This is a genomic window from Promicromonospora sp. NPDC050262, from assembly GCF_040655935.1.
Taxonomy (GTDB): domain Bacteria; phylum Actinomycetota; class Actinomycetes; order Actinomycetales; family Cellulomonadaceae; genus Promicromonospora.
On record NZ_JBFAKX010000001.1, the window covers coordinates 491,416 to 510,701 of the forward strand.

At 72.4% G+C, this 19,286-nt stretch carries 19 protein-coding genes; 8 read left to right on the top strand and 11 right to left on the bottom strand.

Annotation, left to right across the window (positions count from 1 at the left end; translation table 11 throughout):
• Positions 1 to 58: 58 nt before the first annotated feature.
• A complete protein-coding gene (locus tag AB0I29_RS02150) occupies positions 59 to 1,138 on the top strand; it encodes an aldo/keto reductase (RefSeq protein WP_357477446.1) in 1,080 nt (359 codons plus the stop codon).
• Positions 1,139 to 1,191: 53 nt separating this feature from the next.
• Here AB0I29_RS02150 and AB0I29_RS02155 read toward each other — a convergent pair whose 3' ends face one another.
• Complete coding sequence (locus AB0I29_RS02155) at positions 1,192 to 4,581, bottom strand: bifunctional [glutamine synthetase] adenylyltransferase/[glutamine synthetase]-adenylyl-L-tyrosine phosphorylase (protein ID WP_357477449.1); 3,390 nt, start codon at positions 4,579 to 4,581, stop codon at positions 1,192 to 1,194.
• A gap of 75 nt (positions 4,582 to 4,656) precedes the next feature.
• Positions 4,657 to 5,991: a glutamine synthetase family protein gene (locus tag AB0I29_RS02160; protein WP_285104256.1), complete on the bottom strand. Its 1,335-nt coding sequence runs from the start codon at positions 5,989 to 5,991 to the stop codon at positions 4,657 to 4,659.
• 104 nt (positions 5,992 to 6,095) lie between these two features.
• Here AB0I29_RS02160 and panB point away from each other — a divergent pair, with 104 nt between their 5' ends.
• Complete coding sequence (gene panB, locus AB0I29_RS02165) at positions 6,096 to 6,926, top strand: 3-methyl-2-oxobutanoate hydroxymethyltransferase (protein WP_182617797.1); 831 nt, start codon at positions 6,096 to 6,098, stop codon at positions 6,924 to 6,926.
• A gap of 55 nt (positions 6,927 to 6,981) precedes the next feature.
• Here panB and AB0I29_RS02170 read toward each other — a convergent pair whose 3' ends face one another.
• Entirely contained in the window at positions 6,982 to 7,167 is a 186-nt protein-coding gene (locus tag AB0I29_RS02170; protein WP_357477455.1) for an SPOR domain-containing protein, read from the bottom strand.
• 14 nt (positions 7,168 to 7,181) lie between these two features.
• On the opposite strand from AB0I29_RS02170, the gene ppgK reads away from it, so the two are divergent.
• A complete protein-coding gene (gene ppgK, locus AB0I29_RS02175; protein ID WP_285104252.1) occupies positions 7,182 to 7,928 on the top strand; it encodes a polyphosphate--glucose phosphotransferase in 747 nt (248 codons plus the stop codon).
• A gap of 33 nt (positions 7,929 to 7,961) precedes the next feature.
• Here the strand turns inward: ppgK and AB0I29_RS02180 are convergent, their stop codons facing one another.
• Positions 7,962 to 8,330, bottom strand: a complete 369-nt coding sequence (locus AB0I29_RS02180) for an STAS domain-containing protein (RefSeq protein WP_285104250.1) — start codon at positions 8,328 to 8,330, stop codon at positions 7,962 to 7,964.
• A 268-nt stretch (positions 8,331 to 8,598) separates the two neighbouring features.
• Positions 8,599 to 8,955: a DUF3467 domain-containing protein gene (locus tag AB0I29_RS02185; RefSeq protein WP_285104248.1), complete on the bottom strand. Its 357-nt coding sequence runs from the start codon at positions 8,953 to 8,955 to the stop codon at positions 8,599 to 8,601.
• Between the two features lie 236 nt (positions 8,956 to 9,191).
• Between AB0I29_RS02185 and AB0I29_RS02190 the strand changes: the two genes are divergently transcribed.
• Complete coding sequence (locus AB0I29_RS02190; protein WP_357477462.1) at positions 9,192 to 11,333, top strand: AAA family ATPase; 2,142 nt, start codon at positions 9,192 to 9,194, stop codon at positions 11,331 to 11,333.
• On the opposite strand, the gene AB0I29_RS02195 is transcribed toward AB0I29_RS02190, so the two are convergent.
• The 3 genes from AB0I29_RS02195 to AB0I29_RS02205 form a co-directional block, all read right to left on the bottom strand.
• Positions 11,330 to 12,049 (bottom strand): cation transporter, encoded by a 720-nt coding sequence (locus tag AB0I29_RS02195; RefSeq protein ID WP_357477466.1) that lies wholly within the window; start codon positions 12,047 to 12,049, stop codon positions 11,330 to 11,332. The genes AB0I29_RS02190 and AB0I29_RS02195 overlap by 4 nt on opposite strands.
• A complete protein-coding gene (locus AB0I29_RS02200; RefSeq protein ID WP_285104243.1) occupies positions 12,046 to 12,390 on the bottom strand; it encodes a metalloregulator ArsR/SmtB family transcription factor in 345 nt (114 codons plus the stop codon). Before AB0I29_RS02200 ends, AB0I29_RS02195 begins: the two co-directional genes overlap by 4 nt.
• 100 nt (positions 12,391 to 12,490) lie before the next feature.
• Positions 12,491 to 13,153 carry a histidine phosphatase family protein gene (locus AB0I29_RS02205; RefSeq protein WP_357477471.1) on the bottom strand — a complete coding sequence of 221 codons (663 nt, stop codon included), beginning with the start codon at positions 13,151 to 13,153 and terminating at the stop codon, positions 12,491 to 12,493.
• Between the two features lie 80 nt (positions 13,154 to 13,233).
• Between AB0I29_RS02205 and AB0I29_RS02210 the strand changes: the two genes are divergently transcribed.
• Together AB0I29_RS02210 and AB0I29_RS02215 are read left to right on the top strand one after the other, a co-directional pair.
• Positions 13,234 to 14,121 carry a hypothetical protein gene (locus tag AB0I29_RS02210; protein ID WP_285104239.1) on the top strand — a complete coding sequence of 296 codons (888 nt, stop codon included), beginning with the start codon at positions 13,234 to 13,236 and terminating at the stop codon, positions 14,119 to 14,121.
• 85 nt (positions 14,122 to 14,206) lie between these two features.
• On the top strand, positions 14,207 to 15,580 hold the full coding sequence (locus tag AB0I29_RS02215) for a glutamate decarboxylase (protein ID WP_285104238.1): 1,374 nt from the start codon (positions 14,207 to 14,209) through the stop codon (positions 15,578 to 15,580).
• On the opposite strand, the gene AB0I29_RS02220 is transcribed toward AB0I29_RS02215, so the two are convergent.
• Positions 15,574 to 16,164 (bottom strand): pyridoxamine 5'-phosphate oxidase family protein, encoded by a 591-nt coding sequence (locus tag AB0I29_RS02220; protein WP_285104235.1) that lies wholly within the window; start codon positions 16,162 to 16,164, stop codon positions 15,574 to 15,576. The two genes, AB0I29_RS02215 and AB0I29_RS02220, sit on opposite strands and share 7 nt — an antisense overlap.
• A 127-nt stretch (positions 16,165 to 16,291) precedes the next feature.
• Between AB0I29_RS02220 and AB0I29_RS02225 the strand changes: the two genes are divergently transcribed.
• Positions 16,292 to 16,804: a GNAT family N-acetyltransferase gene (locus AB0I29_RS02225; RefSeq protein WP_285104233.1), complete on the top strand. Its 513-nt coding sequence runs from the start codon at positions 16,292 to 16,294 to the stop codon at positions 16,802 to 16,804.
• Positions 16,805 to 16,818: 14 nt separating this feature from the next.
• Here AB0I29_RS02225 and AB0I29_RS02230 read toward each other — a convergent pair whose 3' ends face one another.
• Positions 16,819 to 17,544, bottom strand: coding sequence for an AAA family ATPase (locus tag AB0I29_RS02230; protein ID WP_357477480.1), 726 nt, complete (start codon positions 17,542 to 17,544; stop codon positions 16,819 to 16,821).
• Between the two features lie 95 nt (positions 17,545 to 17,639).
• Between AB0I29_RS02230 and AB0I29_RS02235 the strand changes: the two genes are divergently transcribed.
• Complete coding sequence (locus tag AB0I29_RS02235) at positions 17,640 to 18,404, top strand: hypothetical protein (protein WP_357477484.1); 765 nt, start codon at positions 17,640 to 17,642, stop codon at positions 18,402 to 18,404.
• A gap of 236 nt (positions 18,405 to 18,640) precedes the next feature.
• Here AB0I29_RS02235 and AB0I29_RS02240 read toward each other — a convergent pair whose 3' ends face one another.
• The gene (locus AB0I29_RS02240) at positions 18,641 to 19,264 is read right to left on the bottom strand and encodes a maleylpyruvate isomerase family mycothiol-dependent enzyme (RefSeq protein ID WP_357477487.1); all 624 of its coding nucleotides are present in this window, start codon (positions 19,262 to 19,264) and stop codon (positions 18,641 to 18,643) included.
• Positions 19,265 to 19,286: the final 22 nt, after the last annotated feature.

Below are 19,286 nucleotides of genomic sequence, written 5' to 3' on the forward strand. Positions count from 1 at the left end.
CAATCCGGTGGCAGCATCGCGCTACCTCGGCAAGGTCGTGCGGGTGTGCAATCGACCCATGACACTCGACAGCTTTGTCACGCTGGGCCGCTCTGGCCTGCGGATCAGCCCCTACACGCTCGGCGCGATGACCTTCGGGGAGGACCATGGCTGGGGAGCCCCTGTCGCGGAGTCCGAAGCGATGATCACGGAGTACCTGGAACGTGGCGGCAACTCGATCGACACCGCCAACATCTACACCAACGGCCACTCCGAGAAGATCATCGGCGACTACCTCGCCGCCCGCCCTGGCCTGCGCGACCGGGTCGTGCTGGGCTCGAAGTTCTTCGGGAACCTGTTCCCCGGCGACCCCAACGGTGGCGGCGCAGGGCGCAAGGCGGTCGTCGCACAGGTCGAAGCCTCGCTGCGCCGGTTGGGCACCGACTACCTGGACCTCTACTGGCTTCACAACTGGGACCGCGGTGTCCCGCTGGAGGAGACGCTGCGCGCGCTGGACGACCTCGTCACCTCAGGCAAGATCCGCTACGTCGGCCTGTCGGACCTGCCCGCGTGGAAGGCCGCGGAGGCACAGGTCGTCGCGCACTTCCGGAACTGGACGCCCGCCGTCGGGATGCAGCTCGAGTACTCGCTGCTCGAACGCACCGTCGAGGGCGAGCTCATCCCCATGGCAGCCGAGCACGGGCTCGGGGTGCTGCCCTGGAGCCCGCTGAAGAGCGGATGGCTGTCCGGCAAGTTCACGCGCGGAGGCGGTACGACCGACACGATGCGTGGCGGCATCGTCGGTGGGCCGGGAGATCGCGACTGGCCGGTCATCGACGCCCTGGTGGACGTCGCAGCCGAGGCAGGCGTGACGCCCGCCGCGGCGGCGCTCGCATGGGTCGGCGCGCGACCGGGTGTCACGTCGGTGCTCATCGGGGCCCGGCGCCTCGACCAGCTCCGAGCGAACCTCGACGCCGTGGACGTCCGGCTCACGACCGCGCAGACGGCGCAGCTCGACGAGGTGTCGGAACCGGCACTGAGCTTTCCGGCGGCCAACAACCGGGACCTGGCGCCGAGCCTCGGCTTCGCGGGCGCGACGGTAGACGGCAGGCCCAGCAGTGCGATGCCCTGGCTCGAGGGGAGCCCGACGCGCTACTGATCGGCTGCTACGGGCCGGCCGCGCTATCGAGCGGCCGGCCCGCGGACCGTGAGCTACTCCGCACCGTAGAAGATCCGCTCCATCACCGCCCGGGCCCGCCGGGCCACGCGGAGGTACAGCTCCTCCAGCTCCGGCCCCGTGCCGACGTCGCCGAGCAGCCGGGCGATGCCGGTCAGGGCGTGGCTGTCGTGCGGCAGCATGTCGACGCCGGCGCCCGTCGTCCGCCCGGACCACAGCACGATCGCCGACCGCAGCCGCGACGCGAGCACCCACGCCTCCAGCAGCACCTCGGCGTCGTCGTCGGTGAGCAGGGCCGCCTCGTTCGCCGCCTTGAGCGCGGAGACCGTGCCCGTGGTCCGCAGGCCCGGCACCTCGTGCGCATGCTGGAGCTGCAGGAGCTGGACGGTCCACTCGACGTCGGAGACCCCGCCCCGGCCCAGCTTCAGGTGCCGTGCCGGGTCGGCCCCGCGCGGCAGTCGCTCCGACTCGACGCGCGCCTTGATGCGCCGCACCTCGCGCAGCACCGCGGCGTCCAGCCCGCCCTCGGGGTAGCGCAGGGGGTCGACGAGCTCCGTGAACCGCGCGCCCAGCGACCGGCCGCCCTCGGCGCCGGGTCCCAGGTCGAGCTCGCTCCCGCCCTCGGGCAGCGCACCCCCGCCGTCGGACAGCGAGGCCGCCACCGCGCCCTCGTCCGGGCCGCCCGCCGCGACCACGCTGAGCGTGCCCGACAGGGCGCGCGCCCGGAGCAGCGCCTGGGCCTCCCAGGGCGAGGACCAGCGGCTGTAGTACTCGACGTACGACTGGAAGGAGCGCACCAGGGGCCCGTTGCGGCCCTCGGGCCGCAGGTCGGCGTCGACGGGCAGGCCCGGCTCCGGCCCGACGGCGGTGAGGATCCGCCGCATGCCCTTCGCCACCGTCAGGGCGTAGTCGTTGGCCTCCTTGTCCCCGGCGCCGCCCACGGCCTCGTAGACGAACATGATGTCCGCGTCCGAGCCGTACCCCATCTCCTGGCCGCCCAGCCGGCCCATCGCGACGATGAGCAGCCGGGCGGGCTCGTCGCCGCGCGCGATGTTCCGCTCGCCGCGCGCCTCGTGCTCCGCGATGCGCAGCCCGCCCGCCAGGACGACGTCGGCGGCGTCCGAGATGGCCCTGGCGGCGTCGACCGGCCCGAGCTCGCCCAGCACCTCGGCCACGCCGGTGCGGGCCAGCTCGCGCCGCCGGAGAGCACGCAGCGCGACCGTGGCGGTGTCCACCTCCTGCGCGCGCCCGAGCAGCGCGTCCGCCTCCGCGGCCAGCCGCCGCGCGCCGCGCGGCGCCAGCGAGTCGGACTGTGCCAGCCAGCGCACCGACTCCGGGGACCGCCCGATCGCGTCCGCGAGGTAGCGCGACGAGGACAGCACCTGGGCTAGGTGGGAGGCCGCCTCCGCGGAGTCGCGCAGCAGCCGCAGGTACCAGTGGGTGGAGCCCAGGGTGTCCGACAGCTTGCGGAACGCGAGCAGCCCCTCGTCCGGGTCGGCGCCCTCGGCGAACCAGCCGAGCAGCACCGGCAGGAGCTGGCGCTGGATCGCCGCGCGCCGCGAGACGCCGTCGGTCAGGGCCTGGACGTGGCGCATCGCGCCGGCCGGGTCGCGGTAGCCGATCGCGGCGAACCGGGCCATGGCCGCGCGCGGCGCGAGCGACGCCTCGCTCGTGGACAGCAGCGCCGTGGCCGGCAGGAGCGGCCGGTAGTAGACGGCCTCGTGCAGGTCGCGCACCTCACGCCGCACGGACCGCCAGGTCTTGACCAGGTCGTCCGCGCCGCCCTGGCCCAGCCCGCGGGCCAGCCGCCGCAGCTCCGCCTCGGCGGTCGGCATGAGGTGGGTGCGGCGCAGGCGGAAGAGCTGGATCCGATGCTCCAGCGCCCGCAGGAACCGGTAGCACTCCCCCATCCGCCGGGCGTGCTCGCGCCCCACGTAGCCGCCCCGCGACAGGGCCGCGAGGGCGTCGAGCGTGGTCCGCGACCGGATGTCCTCGTCCGCCCGCCCGTGCACGAGCTGCAGCAGCTGCACGGTGAACTCGACGTCGCGCAGGCCGCCCTTGCCGAGCTTGATCTGCCGGTCGGCCTCGGCCACCGGCACGTTGTCCTCGACGCGCTTGCGCATCGCACGGGCGTCCTCGACGAAGTTGGGCCGCTCCACGGCCTGCCACACGAGCGGCCCGACGGCTGCGGCGTACGCCTCCCCCAGTGCCAGGTCGCCCGCCACGGGACGCGCCTTGAGCAGCGCCTGGAACTCCCACGTCACGGCCCACCGCTCGTAGTACGCGACGTGGCTGGCCAGCGTCCGCACGAGCGGCCCCTGCTTGCCCTCCGGCCGCAGCGCCGCGTCGACCTGCCACAGCGCCGGCTCCGCCGACGCCCCCGAGCACACCTGGGCCAGGCGGCCCGCGAGCCGTGCGGCGACCCGGAGGGCGTGGTCCTCGTCGCACGCGGGCGCGCCGTCGGGCAGCACCCCCGGCTCGGCCACGTAGATGACGTCCACGTCCGAGATGTAGTTCAGCTCCCGGCCGCCGGTCTTGCCCATCCCGAGCACGGCCAGGCGGACGCCGGCCGCGTGGTCCTCCTCCTCGGAGCGCGCCACGGCCAGCGCGCCCTCCAGCGCGGCGGCCGCCAGGTCGGCCAGCGCCGCCGCGACGGCGGGCAGCACCGTCGTCGGCTCGGACGCGGTGACGTCGGTGGCGGCGATCCGCAGCAGGCGCGCGCGGTAGGCGCGGCGCAGCCGGTCGGTGTACGACGACGAGGTGCCCTCGTCCGGTGCCGTCTCCCCGTGCCGGCCGTGGGTGCCCGCGACGGGCTCGGCGGAGTCCGGATCAGCGTCGACGGCGCGCAGCAGCTCGGCGCGCACGGCCTCGGCGGGGACACCGGTGCCCGGGGTCAGGTCGCGGATCAGGTCGAGCAGCGCGGGGTGGCGCACGAGCTCGTCGCCGAGCGCCGAGGACGAGCCCAGCACCCGCAGCAGCCGGTCGACGGCGGTCGGGCGGGGCGCGCCGTCGTCGACGGCGGGGCCGTCGTCCGTGCCGTTGCCCGGGCCGCCGTTCGCGCCGGAGCCGTTGGTGGAGCCGTTGCCGGCAGATCCCTTGTCCGGAACCGCGGTGTCGGCGCCGGCGGCCGCGAGGACCGGGCGCAACCGGTCCGGGGCGGCCGCCGCGAGGCGGACGAGCTGGAGCAGCGCCAGGTCGGGATCGGCGACACCGGCGAGCGAGCGCAGGAGCGCCACGTCGGCGGGCTCCAGGACGACCGCGCCGCGGTCGGGGCCGGCCGCGCGGCCCGCTCCGCTGCCCTTGGGGCTGCTGTCCAGGACGGCGACCAGGTCGGGGTCGCGCCACAGCGAGGCGGACCGGGTGAGGTCGGCGAACCCGGCCCGGATCAGATGGGTCGTCAGGGTCTCGGGTCGGCGGCTCTGCACCCCCCGACCCTACGACGCGGGTGGGGGGTGCAGCACCCCTGTCAGAGCTGCGGGAACGTCAGAGCCGCAGGAACGTCAGAGCTGCAGGAACCGCTTGAGCTCGAACGGCGTCACCTGGGCGCTGTACGCCTCCCACTCCTCGCGCTTGTTGCGCAGGAAGTAGTCGAAGACGTGCTCGCCGAGGGTCTCGGCCACGAGCTCGGACTTCTCCATGAACTGGATGGCCTCGTCGAGGTCGCGCGGCAGCGGCGCGATGCCCAGCGCGCGGCGCTCGGCCGGCGTGAGCTCCCAGACGTCGTCCTCGGTGTGGTCCAGGAGGTCGTAGCCCTCCTCGATGCCCTTGAGGCCTGCCGCGAGGATCACGGCGAACGCGAGGTACGGGTTGGCGGCGGAGTCCAGCGCGCGGTACTCGATGCGCGCGGAGTTGCCCTTGCCCGGCTTGTACATCGGCACGCGGACCAGCGCGGAGCGGTTGTTGTGGCCCCAGCTCACGTAGCTGGGGGCCTCCTGCCCGCCCCAGAGCCGCTTGTAGCTGTTGACGTACTGGTTGGTGACGGCGGTGATCTCACCCGCGTGCACCATGAGGCCCGCGATGAACTGGCGCGCCGTCTTGGACAGCTCGAACTGGGCGCCGGGCTCGTAGAACGCGTTGCGGTCGTCCTCGAACAGCGAGACGTGGGTGTGCATGCCGGAGCCGGGCTGGTCGGCCAGCGGCTTGGGCATGAAGGACGCGAACACGCCCTGCTCGAGCGCCACCTCCTTGACCACCGTGCGGAACGTCATCAGGTTGTCCGCGGTGGTCAGCGCGTCGGCGTACCGCAGGTCGATCTCGTTCTGGCCCGGGCCGGCCTCGTGGTGCGAGAACTCGACCGAGATGCCCATGGACTCCAGCATCGTGATCGCGGCACGGCGGAAGTCGTGCGTCGATCCCCGGGCCAGGTGGTCGAAGTACCCGCCCTGGTCCACCGGCTCCAGCTTCGGGTCCGACTTGGTGAGCTGGTTGAACAGGTAGAACTCGACCTCGGGGTGCGTGTAGAAGGTGAACCCGCGGTCGCTCGCCTTGGCGAGGGTGCGCTTGAGCACGTTGCGCGAGTCCGCCAGGGACGGCTGCCCGTCCGGCGTCAGGATGTCGCAGAACATGCGGCCCGTACCGTGCCGCTCGCCGCGCCACGGGAGCACCTGGAAGGTGGTCGGGTCCGGCTTGGCGACCATGTCCGCCTCGAAGACCCGGGTGAGGCCCTCGATGGCGCTGCCGTCGAAGCCGATGCCCTCGCTGAACGCCGACTCGAGCTCGGCGGGTGCCACAGCTACCGACTTCAGCACGCCGAGCACGTCGGTGAACCAAAGCCGGATGAAGCGGATGTCGCGCTCCTCGACCGTGCGGAGCACGAACTCCTGCTGCCTGTCCATGGGCCCATCTTGCACTAAACCTGTTACAGGTGCGTGTACCGAGCATGGACGACCGGTCGTAGGCTTTCCAGCGGCACCGAGGCCGTTCGAACCACAGGAGGACCATGTCCGCCCACACCTCACCCACTCAGGGTCCCAAGAGGGTCCGCGTGCACCATCTGGCCGAGGCCAAGGCCAAGGGTGAGAAGCTCGCGATGCTCACCGCGTACGACGCGGTGACCGCAGCGATCTTCGACGCGGCCGGCATGGACATCCTGCTGGTGGGCGACTCCATCGGGAACGTCATGCACGGGCACACCAGCACGATCCCCGTGACCGTGGACGACATGATCCCGGCCGCCCGCGCCGTCGCGCGGGCCACGAAGCGCGCGTTCGTGGTGATCGACCTGCCGTTCGGCTCGTACGAGGCCGGGCCGCAGCAGGCGCTGGAGACGTCGGTGCGGATCTTCAAGGAGACGGGCGCCGACGCCGTCAAGCTGGAGGGCGGCGTCCGCTCCGCGCCGCAGATCCGGGCGCTCACCGACGCCGGGATCCCCGTCGTCGCGCACCTCGGCTACACGCCGCAGTCGGAGAACCTCCTGGGCGGACCGCGCGTGCAGGGCCGGGGCGACGACGCCGTCGAGCGGCTCGCCGACGACGCGAAGGCCGTCGAGGAGGCCGGCGCCGTCGCCGTCGTCCTGGAGATGGTGCCCACCGACGTCGCCGCGCGGATCACCGAGATCGTGCGCATCCCGACCATCGGCATCGGCGCCGGACCGCACTGTGACGGCCAGGTGCTCGTGTGGACGGACATGGCCGGGATGACCGACTGGTCACCGCGGTTCGCCCGGCGCTACGCCGAGCTCGGCGCGGCGCTGCAGCAGGCCGCGGAGGACTACGTCTCCGAGGTCAAGGACGCCTCGTTCCCGGACGCGGAGCACTCGTTCGAGAAGTGATCCACGTGTCAGACGTACAGATCACCCGGGTGACCTGTACGTCTGACACGGGTGCTCACTTGTTGCGCCATTCCTCGTCCTCCTTGTCCCAGGACTCGTTGCGCGACCTCGCGCTGTCCAGCGCCCGCTCGGCCTCGGCGCGGGTGCTGTACGGACCCATCAGGTGCGACCAGGACGAACGACGTCCCACTTCGACCGCCCCGGTCTCGGTGTTGTACCAGTACTGCTCCTCGGTGCTCATGAGACGATCCTGACATGAGCGACCTGGCGTTCGGCATAGACATCGGAGGTTCGGGGATCAAGGGTGCGCCCGTCGATCTCACGGCGGGCGAGTACGCGGAGAAGCGGACTCGCATCCCGACACCCCAACCGTCCACCCCGCAGGCCGTGGCGGACGTGCTCGCGGAGCTCGTCGACACCTACCACCTGCCCGACGACGTCCCGATCGGCGTGGCCTTCCCCGCACCGATGCAGCACGGCGTGGTGCGTTCCATGGCGAACCTCGACCAGTCCTGGACCGGCGTGGACCTGCCGGCGCTCGTGCAGCGCGTGACGGGGCGCCACGTGGTCGCGGTGAACGACGCCGACGCGGCCGGCGTGGGCGAGGTCCGCTACGGCGCCGCCCGTGACGCGGACGGCGTGGTGCTGGTGGCGACGCTCGGCACGGGGATCGGGTCGGCGCTGGTGGTCGACGGCGTCCTGGTGCCCAACACCGAGCTGGGCCACCTGGAGATCGACGGGCACGACGCCGAGTCGCGCGCGGCCGACTCCGCGCGGGAGCGCGAGGACCTGTCGTGGGAGGACTGGGCCGAGCGCCTGCAGCGCTACTTCGGGGTGGTCGAGGACCTGATCTCCCCCGACCTCATCGTCGTGGGGGGCGGCGTCAGCAAGCACCACGAGAAGTACCTGCCGCACCTGCACCTGCGGGCGCCGATCGTCCCGGCGCAGCTACGCAACGCGGCCGGCATCGTCGGCGCCGCGGCACTGGCCGCCGGGCGCTGAGGCGCGCGCGCCCGGCCTCCGTGCCGGGCGCGGTCAGGCCTCGCGCGCGGCGCGGGGGTGCGCGGGCTGCGCGAAGAGCGCGTCGACCCCGAGCATCTCGATGACGTTCCGGACCACCGGCGGCGGCTCCGGAAGGCTGACGGTCAGCCCCTCCTGCGTCCCGTAGGTGTACATCTGCATGAGGAACGCGACGCCGGTCGAGTCCATGAACGTCACCTTGGACGTGTCGATGACCACCGCCTTGGCCCGCTCGAGGGCGTTGGCTATGGCAGCACTCGACTCACCGCGCAAAGAGACATCGATCTCTCCCCACATGCTCACGACGCTCGTGCGAGCCTGTTCCTCGAACAGGATCCCGCCCGTGCGCCCCCTGTTGTCGAATTCGGTGTTGCTCACTTGCATCGCCCCTGTTCATTGCTCCCCGACATGGCCGCCGGAACGGGTCGCCCGACCCCCCGGGCAACTCTGGGAGATTGCAACGCCTTCGTCGCGATCACGGGCAGCCTACATCCGTGAAGATCGCAAGTGGAACAGCCTGCAAGGGTTACATTTCGAAGACCCTACTGGTATAACCCAGTATTTCTCCGGGCAAACTAGCACACAACTCCCGGTCAGATCGGACATAAAGATACCGAGTTGGACATACGTCCAAGAAAAAAATTCACCGGAATCAATTCTCCGACGACCGATTGGGGCCGTCCGGGCCTTCGGAGGCACCGGGATTGCGAACGTTCGGTGCGCTTTCCTTCTCCCATGCATCGAGCTGCATAGTGAGAGCCTTGGCGAGCTCGAACACCTGCTGCGGAGGAATGCGCACGCGCGAAACCACCCGGCCCGGCACGGTGATCGACGTGACCTCACCCGACTCCGGGTCCGAGACCGGGCTCGGCGGCTGCTTCACGGCGATGAAGTCCAGGATGAACGACGTCGGTGTGTGCCACACCGAGGCGAAGTCGGCCGGTACGCCGGTCTCCATCTCGTCGGGCACGTCGATCTGGAACTCCTGGGGCAGCTCGTCGGACGACACTGAGGCTCCTCGTTAGGCCGGGCGGTGCACCGACCGTACCGTGGGGCAGGTTGGCGCGACAGTGGAAACGGACTCGAAGGACATATGGTTCCTGACCGGCCGAGCTGGCGCCCCGGTCAAGAAAATGTGCCGCCACGTTCAGGTTCCCGGCACTAGACTCACGCGGCCGTTCGCGCGAGCGCCTCGCGCGCCGAACATCCCGCACCGACCCGCTCACACACCCTGGAGGACCTGCCATGCCCGCCGACGCGTCCGAGCTCGCCACGGAGCGGGAGTTCCTTGCCGAGGCCCGCTCACAGCTCGGCCGGATGCGCGACCGCGTCGCCGCGCTCGACGGCAGCTACGCGGGCGACTGGGTGAGCGCCGAGGTCCTGGAGGCCACGCTCGCGCGCCGCATGGAGCAGCTCACCGACGACCCGGAGATCCCGCTCTTCTTCGGCCGCATCGACCTCGCGGCCGGCGAGACCTTCCACATCGGACGACGCCACGTGTCGGACCCGGACGGCGAGCCCATGGTCGTGGACTGGCGCGCCCCCGTGAGCACCCCGTTCTACCGGGCCACGGCCAAGGAGCCGATGGGCATCACGGCCCGGCGCCGTTACGGGTTCGCCCGCGGCCACCTGACGGCGTTCGAGGACGAGTCCCTGACCCGTGCCGGCCTGGGTGGGCAGGGCGGGCAGGGCGACGACGGCGCCGCACACTCCGAGATCCTCGAGGCCGAGATCGAGCGCCCGCGCTCCGGCCCCATGCGTGACATCGTCGCGACGATCCAGCCCGAGCAGGACGTCATCGTCCGTATGCCGCTCGAACGCACGCTCGTGGTGCAGGGCGCGCCCGGCACCGGAAAGACGGCGGTGGGCCTGCACCGCGCGGCGTACCTCCTGTACGCGCACCGGGACCAGCTCACCCGCCGCGGCGTGCTCGTCGTCGGGCCGAACAAGAGCTTCCTGCGGTACATCCGCGACGTGCTGCCCGCCCTGGGCGAGATCCACGCGACGCAGGCGACCATCGAGGAGATCGTGAGCGGCCACGCCCCGGTCCGCGCCACGGATCCCGCCGACGTCGCGACCCTCAAGGGCGACGGGCGGATGGCCGAGGTGCTGCGCCGCGCCGTCTGGTCGCACGTCGGAACCCCGGAGGAGACGCTCGTGCTGCCGCGCGGCTCGTTCCGCTGGCGGGTCCCGGCCTACGAGGCGCGCGAGGCCGTGGAGCAGGTCATGGGCCGCGGCGTGCCGTACGCGCTGGGCGCGGCCCAGCTCCGGCACGCGCTGGCGCACCGGGTGCTGGTCCAGATCGAGGAGACCGGCGACGCGCTCGACGACAAGGCCTGGGACGTGCTGGCCCGGACCAAGCCCGTGCGGGACTACGCGGCGGCCGTCTGGCCCGCGGTGGACCCGCGCAAGCTGCTGTTCCGCCTGTTCTCCGACCCGGAGTTCCTGGCCGGGTGCGCCCAGGACGTCCTGACCGACGCCGAGCAGGCCCTCCTGACCTGGGCCCGTCCGCCCCGCACCGCCGGCTCCGCCCGCTGGACGACGGCGGACCTCGTGCTGCTCGACGAGATCGCCGACCTGCTGGACCGGACCACGTCGGTGGCGCACATCGTGGTCGACGAGGCACAGGACCTGTCCGCGATGATGCTGCGCTCCCTCGGCCGGCGCGCCGCCACCGGCTCGCTCACCGTGCTCGGCGACCTGGCCCAGGCCACGACGCCCTGGGCGGCGCGCGACTGGGCGGACGTGCTGCGCCACCTGGCCAAGCCGGACGGGTACGTGGAACAGCTCACGGCGGGCTTCCGCGTGCCCGCCGACGTGATCGAGCTCGCGGCCCGGCTGCTGCCGAGCATCGCACCCGGCCTGGAGCCGCCCACCGCGGTGCGGCGCGCCCGAGGCCGCCTCAGGTTCACCGCGGAGCCGCTCGACGACGTGCTGGTCGGCGTCGGCATCGCGGACCTGGAGGGCTCGGTCGGCCTCATCGTGCCCGACGCCGCCGTGCCGGACGTCCGCGAGACGCTGGCCGCCGTCGGGCTCACCTTCGCCGTCGTGGGCGAGCAGGAGGACGCCACCCCGGCCGCGGGAGGCGGCGACCACGCGGAGCCGGACGACTCCTCGGAGTTCGACGTCCACCTGGACCTGGTGCCCGCCTCCCTGGCGAAGGGCCTGGAGTTCGACCACGTGCTGCTGCACGACCCGGCCGCGATCGTCGCGGCCGAGCCGAACCACGCCACCGGCCTGCGCCGCCTCTACGTCTGCCTCACCCGCGCGGTCACGTCGCTGGTGGTGCGGCACGACGGCGACCTGCCGCCGGAGCTCGGCGTCGAGGCTCCGGACCGGGCCATGCACGAGGCTCCGGACGGGGCCGCGGCCGGCGTCGGGCGCTAGTCCCCGCAGCGGCAGCCGTCGTCGCCGCACCCCTGCTCGGCCCTGAGCCCACCCTGAAGCTCGCCCTCGCCCACGAGCTGGGCCACGGGGGTGCAGCAGGCGTCGCCGTGCCAGGCCTCCCAGCCCTCGCGGACGGCGAAGCCCGCGATGACCACGGCAGCGACCGGGTCGGCCCACCACCAGCCGAGCAGGCTGTTGAGCAGGAGCCCGGCGAGCAGGGCCGCCGAGAGGTAGGAGCAGATCAGGGTCTGCCGGGAGTCGGCCACGGCGGAGGCGGAGCCCAGCTCGCGCCCCGTGCGGCGCTCGAACCAGGACAGCCCCGGCATGACCAGCAGGCTGACGGCGGCCAGGACGATGCCGACCGTGGAGTGCTCGGGCGAGGTGGCGCCGAGCAGGGCGCGGGCGGCGTCGACGGTGACGAACGCGGCCAGGCCGAAGAACGAGACGGCGATCAGGCGCATCGCGACCTTCTCGCGGGCCTCCGGGTCGCGGCCCGCGAACTGCCAGGCGACCGCGGCCGCCGACAGCACCTCGACCACGGAGTCCAGGCCGAACCCGATCAGCGCGCTGGAGGAGGCGATGTGGCCGGCGGTCAGGGCGACCGCCGCCTCGACGACGTTGTAGGTGATCGTGGCGGCCACGACCCAGCGGATGCGGCGGGCCAGCACCGCACGCCGCGCGACGCTCAGCGGCCGGGGCACGGGGAGCGCGGTCATGCGCACGTGCAGTCGGGGCCGCAGCAGCCGGGGTCGACCGCCAGCACCAGGCCGAGCAGGTCACCCAGCGCGGGCGCGAGGCGGGTGTCCGCGAGCCGGTACCAGGACCGCCGTCCGTCCTTGACGGACTCGACCAGCCCGCAGCCCCTCAGGCAGGCGAGCTGGTTGGACATCACCTGCCGGGACACGCCCAGCGCGTCGGCGAGGTCGGACGGGTAGGCCGGCGCCTCCCGCAGCGCGAGCAGGATGCGGGTGCGGGTCTCGTCGGACAGCGCGTGCCCCAGCCGCGCCAGGGCGGCCGTATGGGTCAGGGTCACCGACTCGGCGATCGTCTCGGTCATGGGAGCGACAGTACACGGAATCGTGTATTCATGGAACGCTGTATCGAGAGTCCGGCGCGGTCGTCGGTGATCGGCGGTGCGCCCCCTCGGCGGGAAGGTCCTACGGCTCGACGGGTTCGCCCGTCGGGTCGTCCGCGGCCGGAGCGGCCAGCTCGGGCCCGCCCGCGGGGTCCGCGTTCCACGCCTTCAGCCGCCAGCCGCCCACGGGGTCGCCCTCGACCTCTACCAGGCCGGTGTTGGCCAGCGGCGTGCGCTCGGCCTGGTCGACGTCGACGTCCGCCGCGCGCGCCGCCGCCCACGCGCGGATCGCGGCGCCGTGCGAGACCACGAGGACGCTCTCGAGGCCCTGCGCGGCGAGCTGCGCGACGGCGTCGTCGTACCGGCTGAGGAACGCGCGGCCGTCGGGGCCGCCGGGCATCGCGCGGCCGACGTCGCCGCGCGCCCAGCCGAACACCGTGTCGAGGTAGCGCAGGTGCGCCTCGTGCGCTCCGGCCATCTCCAGCTCGCCGGCGTCGATCTCGCGCAGGCCGTCCAGCACCTGCGGCTCGATCCCACGCTCCTGGGCGAGCGGCGCCGCCGTGAGCGACGTCCGTACCAGCGAGGAGACGGCGATCGCGTCGATCTGGCGGCCGCGCAGCGCCGCGGGGACCGCGGCCGCCTGCCGCTCGCCGAGCCGGGTCAGGCCCGGTCCGGGGTGTGCCGTGTCGAGCAGCCCTTCCACGTTCGAGGGGGTCTGTCCGTGGCGCAGCAGCAGAAGTCGCATGGGCGCATTCTCCCCGACCGGGCGGGTCCGGCCGACGCGCGGGGCCCGCGCGCCGGCCGGGCCGGTGCTAACTTCGAGACGTGGCTGACGACGCGCCGCACGGCCTGCGTATCGCCCGTCCGGCGCGGTGGGCGCTGGGCCGGGTCGAGCGTTCGGGCGGGTTCGTCACCCGGATGACCTGGCATCTCGTCGACGGCTCGTCGGTCCGCTGGGCGTCGCGGGCGGTCCGTCGCCGCGGCCGGGTCGAGATCCGGGACGCCGACGGGAGCGTGACCCGCGTCGTCGGCGCCGAGCCCGCGACCGCGACCCGGCTGGCCCGGGCGAACCTCGCCGCGGGCATCGCCTTCATGATCGGCGGCTCCCTGTTCGCCCTCGGCCCCTTGCTGGCCCAGTTCGGCGCGGGGAGCGTCCGGGGCGTCGACATGGTCTACCTCGTCGGCGGGGTGTTCTTCAGCGCGGGCGGCTACGTCTCGGTGGTGCAGGCGTCGAACATGCCGACCGACATCGACGCGCGCGGCATGCTGCGCACCACGTCGTGGCGGTGGTGGGCATGGTGGCCCCGGCAGATCGGCTGGCTCAGCGCGGCGGTGCTGTTCGCCGGCACCCTGTCCTTCGGGGTCAGCCTCGTCGCCGCGTTCGCGTCCGACCTCACGGCGCGGCAGTCCAACGGGTGGATCTGGTTCCCGGACATCGTGGGCTGTATCTGCTTTCTCGTCTCGGGGCACCTCGCCCTGGTCGAGGTCTGCCACGGCCGCATCGGGCTGCGGCCCCACGATCTCGGCTGGTGGGTGGTGGCGGTCAACCAGCTCGGCTCGGTCTTCTTCTTCCTCGCCGGGCTCGCCGCGTTCACCCGGCCGGCCACGTCGACCGTGGTGGACCTGGGCATGGTCAACTGGGGCACGTTCGCGGGGGCGGTCTGCTTCGTCGTCGGCGGGGCGCTGCAACTCGCGGAACGCCCGGACCGCTGACACCGCGGACAGACCCGCGAGCGCCGGGTCAAGTTCGCCCTCCCTCGGGTCGACGGTGCCGGGGCGCCGTGCTTGACTCGAAAACATGGCCACGCGCGACGAGCGCACGACGGCGCTCTACGGAAACAGATTCCTCACCGAGGAGGCACCCTCCTCGGTGTTCCCGGCGACGGGGATGAGTCCCACCGACACCATGCGGATGCTGGGCGAGGACCTGGCGCTCGAGGGTGACCCCATGCGCAACCTGGCGACGTTCGTCACCACCTGGATGGAACCCGAGGCGCAGCGGATCATCGCCGAGAACCTGCACCGCAACTTCATCGACCACGCGGAGTACCCGATCTCCGCGGAGATCGAGCAGCGGTGCGTGCGGATGCTCGCGGACCTCTTCCACGCCCCCGGGGAGACCACCGGGTGCCGCACCCAGGGGTCGTCGGAGGCGATCATGCTCGGTGCGCTCTCGCTGAAGTGGAAGTGGAAGGAGCGCCGCGAGGCAGCAGGTCAGCCCGTCGACCGCCCCAACCTGGTCTTCGGCGGCGACGTGCACGTGGTCTGGGAGAAGTTCTGCCGGTACTTCGACGTCGAGCCCCGGATCATCCCGCTGGCGAAGGACAAGTACACGATCGGGCCCGACGACGTGTCCCCGTACCTCGACGAGAACACGATCGGCGTGGCCGCCGTGCTCGGTACCACCTTCACGGGGCACATGGACGACATCGTCGGCATCAACCGGCTGCTCCTGGACGTCCGGGCGGAGCGCGGGCTCGACATCCCGCTGCACGTCGACGGCGCCAGCGGCGGCTTCGTCTGGCCCTTCCTCTACCCCGACTCGCCGTGGGACTTCCGGCTGGAGCAGGTCCGGTCCATCAACGTGTCGGGCCACAAGTACGGACTGGTCTATCCCGGGATCGGCTGGCTGGTCTTCCGTGAGACGTCGGACCTCGCGAAGGACCTCGTGTTCTACGAGAACTACCTGGGCAAGACGGACGCGACCTTCACGCTCAACTTCTCGACCGGCGCGGCGATGGTGCTCGCCCAGTACTACAACTTCGTGCGGCTCGGCCGTGAGGGCTACACCTACGTGATGACGCAGATGCAGCAGAACGCCCGGGTGCTGGCGGCCAACCTGCGCGAGACGGGGCGGTTCGAGGTGATCGGCGACGACGCCGAGCAGCTGCCGCTGGTCGCCTTCCGGCTGGCGGGCGACCACGTGGGGTACGACGAGTCGGACATCGCCTGGCAGCTCTCGGCGGAGCGCGGCTGGATGGTGCCGGCGTACACGCTCCCGCCGGACGCGCAGGACGTGAAGATCCTCCGCGCCCTGGTCAAGGAGACGATGAGCCGGGCCCAGGTGGACCGGCTGACGCAGGACATCGAGGACGCCTGCACGACCCTCGACCTCAAGGGTGGCGCGCACCCGACCGAGCGGCTGCAGGCCAAGACCGGTACGGGCTACTGACCCGCGGGGGCCGGGTCGTCGGCAGGGTCGTCGGCCGGGTCGTCGTCGAAGGCCCGCAGGCCGTCGATGCTCGTCAGGTTCTTCCGTCGCCGGTACTCCTGCTGCCCGGCCTCGCCCTTGCGCTCGAAGTAGGGGCCCATCAGGTCCCGCTCGCCCTCGTACGCCATGAGCGGTACGCCCCAGCCGCAGCTGTCGGAGACACGGTCGACGTCGACGACGACGACCGCGCGGGCGCCGGGCACGTTGATGAAGCCGCCCGCGAGCGCCGCGTACCCGTCGTCGTACCGGGTCACGACGCGGCCGGTGCCGTGCAGCCGGACGATGTTCGGCGGGCCGTCGAACGCGCAGAACATGACGGTGATCCGGCCGTTCTCGCGCAGGTGCGCGATGGTCTCGCTGCCGCTGCCGGTGGCGTCGAGCCAGGCGAACGTGTGGTCGTCGAGCACGCCGAAGGTGCCGGGGACGCCGCGGGGCGAGAGGTTGACGTGCCCGTCCGCGGCCAGGGGCGCCGTCGCCACGAAGAACACGGGCTGCCGTTCGACGAACTCGCGCAGCCGGCCTTCGATCCGTTCGTGCAGCTTCATGGCCCGCATGCTGCCATGCGGGGCGCGGCTGATGCTGGGGCGTCCGAGGGACGTCAGGGCGGAGCGACGAGGACGGACGAGGGCGGGCAACCGGCCGGCGTCCGGGGCGCCGGATAGGGTCGGTCGCATGTTCGTGCTGGAGACCGAACGCCTGCTGCTGCGGCCGTGGCGCGTGTCCGAGGCCGCCGTCCAGCACGAGATGTGGACCGAACGCGACCCGCGGGTGCCGCGGCATCGGCGGATCGGCGCCGACGGCCGGCCCACCGTCGAGGACGTCGAGGGCTGGATCCGCGACGGTGCCCCGCCCGGTTCCCTCGGGCTGCCGGCGCTGGAGGTCAGGGCGACCGGCGACGTCGTCGGATACTGCGGGCTGATCGCGAACACGCACGGGCCGGAGGACGAGCCGGAGCTGGCATACGAGCTGCTGCGCCGCGCCTGGGGTCAGGGGTACGCGACCGAGGCCGCACGGGCGGTGCTGGGCTGGGCACGGGAGTCGGGCTACCGGCGGCTGTGGGCCACGGTGCGGGACTGGAACGGCGCGTCGCTCCGGGTGCTGGCGAAGGTCGGGTTCGTGGAGTCCGGCCGCGTGGAGAAGGACGCCGTGCACGGGGACTCGCTGTTCCTGACGACGGAGCTGTGACCGGGTTCGACCGGTCACACAACGTCGAAGAACGTCTCCGGGCGGCCGAGGAACCTCTTCCAGAGGGCGACCGAATCCAGCTCGGACCAGGTGCGCTCGGCGATGCCGTGCTCGGTCATCTCCAGGATCTGCGCCCCGGGGAGCGCCGCCACGAGCGGTGAGTGCGTCGCGTAGATCACCTGGGCGGCGTGGTCGGCCACCAGGTCCTGCAGCCGGTACAGGAGCTGCAGCGTGGACTCGAACGACAGCGGCCCCTCGGCCTCGTCGAGCAGATAGAGGCCGGGACCGCTGAACCGGCCCGAGATGGCCTGGAGGTAGGACTCGCCGTGGCTGACCTCCGTCGACAGCCGGTCGCCGTAGCCGCTCACCCCGGCGCCCGTCATGAACTCCAACATCCCCGCGGCCGTCTCGGCGCGCAGGTAGAACCCCTTCGCCTTCTGCCGGAGCATCCGGGACCCGGCGATCGTCCGGTCCAGGACGAGCGCCTCGCCCAGCGGGCTCGTGTCGAGCTCGCTCGCGTACTTGCGACCGCCGTGGCCACCGCGAACGTCGATCCCGTACTGCTCCGCGATCGCTTCGAGCACGGTGGACTTGCCGGACCCGTTCGCCCCCATCAGGACCACGATGCTGCTGGTCAGCCGCACGCCACGCGCGGCGATCTCGGCGACGGCGGGTACGGTCCACGGCCAGGCGCCGTCTTCGACCAGGGCGGGTCTGACGCTCACTCGCTCGATCAGCACCCCGCCAGGTTAGCCGCGAGGAGGCCGAGCACCGGCGCCCCGCGCTCACTCGACGAGCCCTCGCTTTCGCGGCATATGCCCGTATCCTCACGATGGTGGACACGCAGGAGAGTTCGCCGGGCCGCCGGGCGGGCTGGTTCGGCCAGCACTCGGTCGCCGTCGTGGCGGCCGTCGCCGCCGCGGTGCTCGGCGGCGTGGCGACGGCCTGGGGCGAGAACCTGTTCACCCCGGGCACGTCGGACTCCGAGGCGCAGGTCCGCGTGCTCGAAGCCACGATCAAGGACCTGGAGGCGGCCAACGGCCGGCTCGACGACGAGCTGACCGCCCTGCGCGACCAGAACGACGGCCAGCGGGCCGAGCTCGACGACCTCGAAGCGCAGAACCAGGAGCTGAGAGATGAGATCGATCGCCTCCGTGACCAGGCGAGCGCGGACGACAGCGCCGGGACCGACGCCGGGAATGATGACGGCACGCAGGACGACTCCGCCGGGGGCGCTTCCGCCGTCGTCTCCGGCGTCAGGCGCGAGACGGACGCCGCCGTCCAGGTGATGCTCCACACCTGCCTCGACCTGGACACGACGTCGGCCGGCTGGGGCGCGGCGTCAGTCCCCCAGGACCTCTGCTACGGCGACGCCGGCGTCGAGGGTCCGCGCCTCACGATCATGAGCGGAGTGCCCAGCCGGGCGGACTGCGAGGCGCAGACGACCTGGCAGCAGACCATCGCCTCGGACGCGGTGACCGAGGGGATGCACCTCTGCGTGCAGACCAACGAGCGCCGTACCGCGTACGCGCACATCGCGGCGGTCGACCGAGACGCCGAGACCGTCGCGTTCGACCTCGTGGTCTGGGAGCCGAGCTAGCGCCGCTGCCCGTTGATCACTGCCTTCGCCGCCCGGTCGACGTTGTCGGCGAGCTGGCGGAGCTGTGCACAACCGGCTTCGGGGAGGCGGCCTTCGGGGCTCCGCCCGTCTCGTTACTCATGGGGTGAAGCGTGCCACCGAACCGCCCGGGAATCGACGGAAGTCATGGCTCGAGAAGCGCACGAGCCGAGCCGGCTGTCGAGTCCGGGCAACACGCACCCTGGGCGATGCCGGCGTCAGACCCCCAGCCGCCGGCTCAGCACCGGCACGCCGTCACCCTCCAGGTCCGTCAGCGCCTCGCGCCGTCCCGCCATCGCCATGACCAGGGAGAGCAGCGGACCCTTCGCCACGGGCCCGTCGCCGGTCCGGAACTCCGCGTCGGTGGCCGTCAGCCGGAGCCCCTTGACCAGCGACCTGCTGTTCACCGCGAAGTCCTTCGCCGCGAAGAAGCGCGCGACCAGGATCAGGCCCTCGGCGTCCGGCTCGTGCTCCAGCCCCAGGGGCCGGCGGATGTCCTCGGCATGCACGATCAGCTCGCCCAGCCCGCCCACGCTCTCCTTCCGGGGGAGCGCGATGGGCCCGAATATGGCGTAGCGCTCCAGCGTCTGCGCCGACGAGTCCCCGCGGAACTCCTCCAGCCGCCGCTGGTTGTGCACGTCGGCGTCGAAGCGGGCACCGGCGATGCTGCGCAGCCAGCCCCAGAACGTCAGCGTCGACGCGGCACCCAGGTGCGCGACGACGTCCTCGACGTCCCAGTCGCCGCACAGCGTCGGCGAGCGCCACTGCTCCGGCGTCAGCATGCGCAGGTCGGCGACGAGCGCCGCGTGCTCCCGCTCCTGGATCTGCGACGGTCGAGTCATGGCGGACAGTCTAGGAGCGGGG

Excerpts from the sequence above, each read along its gene's own strand:
- AB0I29_RS02150 (WP_357477446.1), top strand. The coding sequence starts at position 59 with ATGACACTCGACAGCTTTGTCACGCTGGGCCGCTCTGGCCTGCGGATC.
- AB0I29_RS02160 (WP_285104256.1), bottom strand. The coding sequence starts at position 5,991 with ATGGACAGGCAGCAGGAGTTCGTGCTCCGCACGGTCGAGGAGCGCGAC.
- panB (WP_182617797.1), top strand. The coding sequence starts at position 6,096 with ATGTCCGCCCACACCTCACCCACTCAGGGTCCCAAGAGGGTCCGCGTG.
- AB0I29_RS02170 (WP_357477455.1), bottom strand. The coding sequence starts at position 7,167 with ATGAGCACCGAGGAGCAGTACTGGTACAACACCGAGACCGGGGCGGTC.
- ppgK (WP_285104252.1), top strand. The coding sequence starts at position 7,182 with ATGAGCGACCTGGCGTTCGGCATAGACATCGGAGGTTCGGGGATCAAG.
- AB0I29_RS02180 (WP_285104250.1), bottom strand. The coding sequence starts at position 8,330 with ATGCAAGTGAGCAACACCGAATTCGACAACAGGGGGCGCACGGGCGGG.
- AB0I29_RS02190 (WP_357477462.1), top strand. The coding sequence starts at position 9,192 with ATGCCCGCCGACGCGTCCGAGCTCGCCACGGAGCGGGAGTTCCTTGCC.
- AB0I29_RS02195 (WP_357477466.1), bottom strand. The coding sequence starts at position 12,049 with ATGACCGCGCTCCCCGTGCCCCGGCCGCTGAGCGTCGCGCGGCGTGCG.
- AB0I29_RS02200 (WP_285104243.1), bottom strand. The coding sequence starts at position 12,390 with ATGACCGAGACGATCGCCGAGTCGGTGACCCTGACCCATACGGCCGCC.
- AB0I29_RS02205 (WP_357477471.1), bottom strand. The coding sequence starts at position 13,153 with ATGCGACTTCTGCTGCTGCGCCACGGACAGACCCCCTCGAACGTGGAA.
- AB0I29_RS02215 (WP_285104238.1), top strand. The coding sequence starts at position 14,207 with ATGGCCACGCGCGACGAGCGCACGACGGCGCTCTACGGAAACAGATTC.
- AB0I29_RS02220 (WP_285104235.1), bottom strand. The coding sequence starts at position 16,164 with ATGAAGCTGCACGAACGGATCGAAGGCCGGCTGCGCGAGTTCGTCGAA.
- AB0I29_RS02225 (WP_285104233.1), top strand. The coding sequence starts at position 16,292 with ATGTTCGTGCTGGAGACCGAACGCCTGCTGCTGCGGCCGTGGCGCGTG.
- AB0I29_RS02240 (WP_357477487.1), bottom strand. The coding sequence starts at position 19,264 with ATGACTCGACCGTCGCAGATCCAGGAGCGGGAGCACGCGGCGCTCGTC.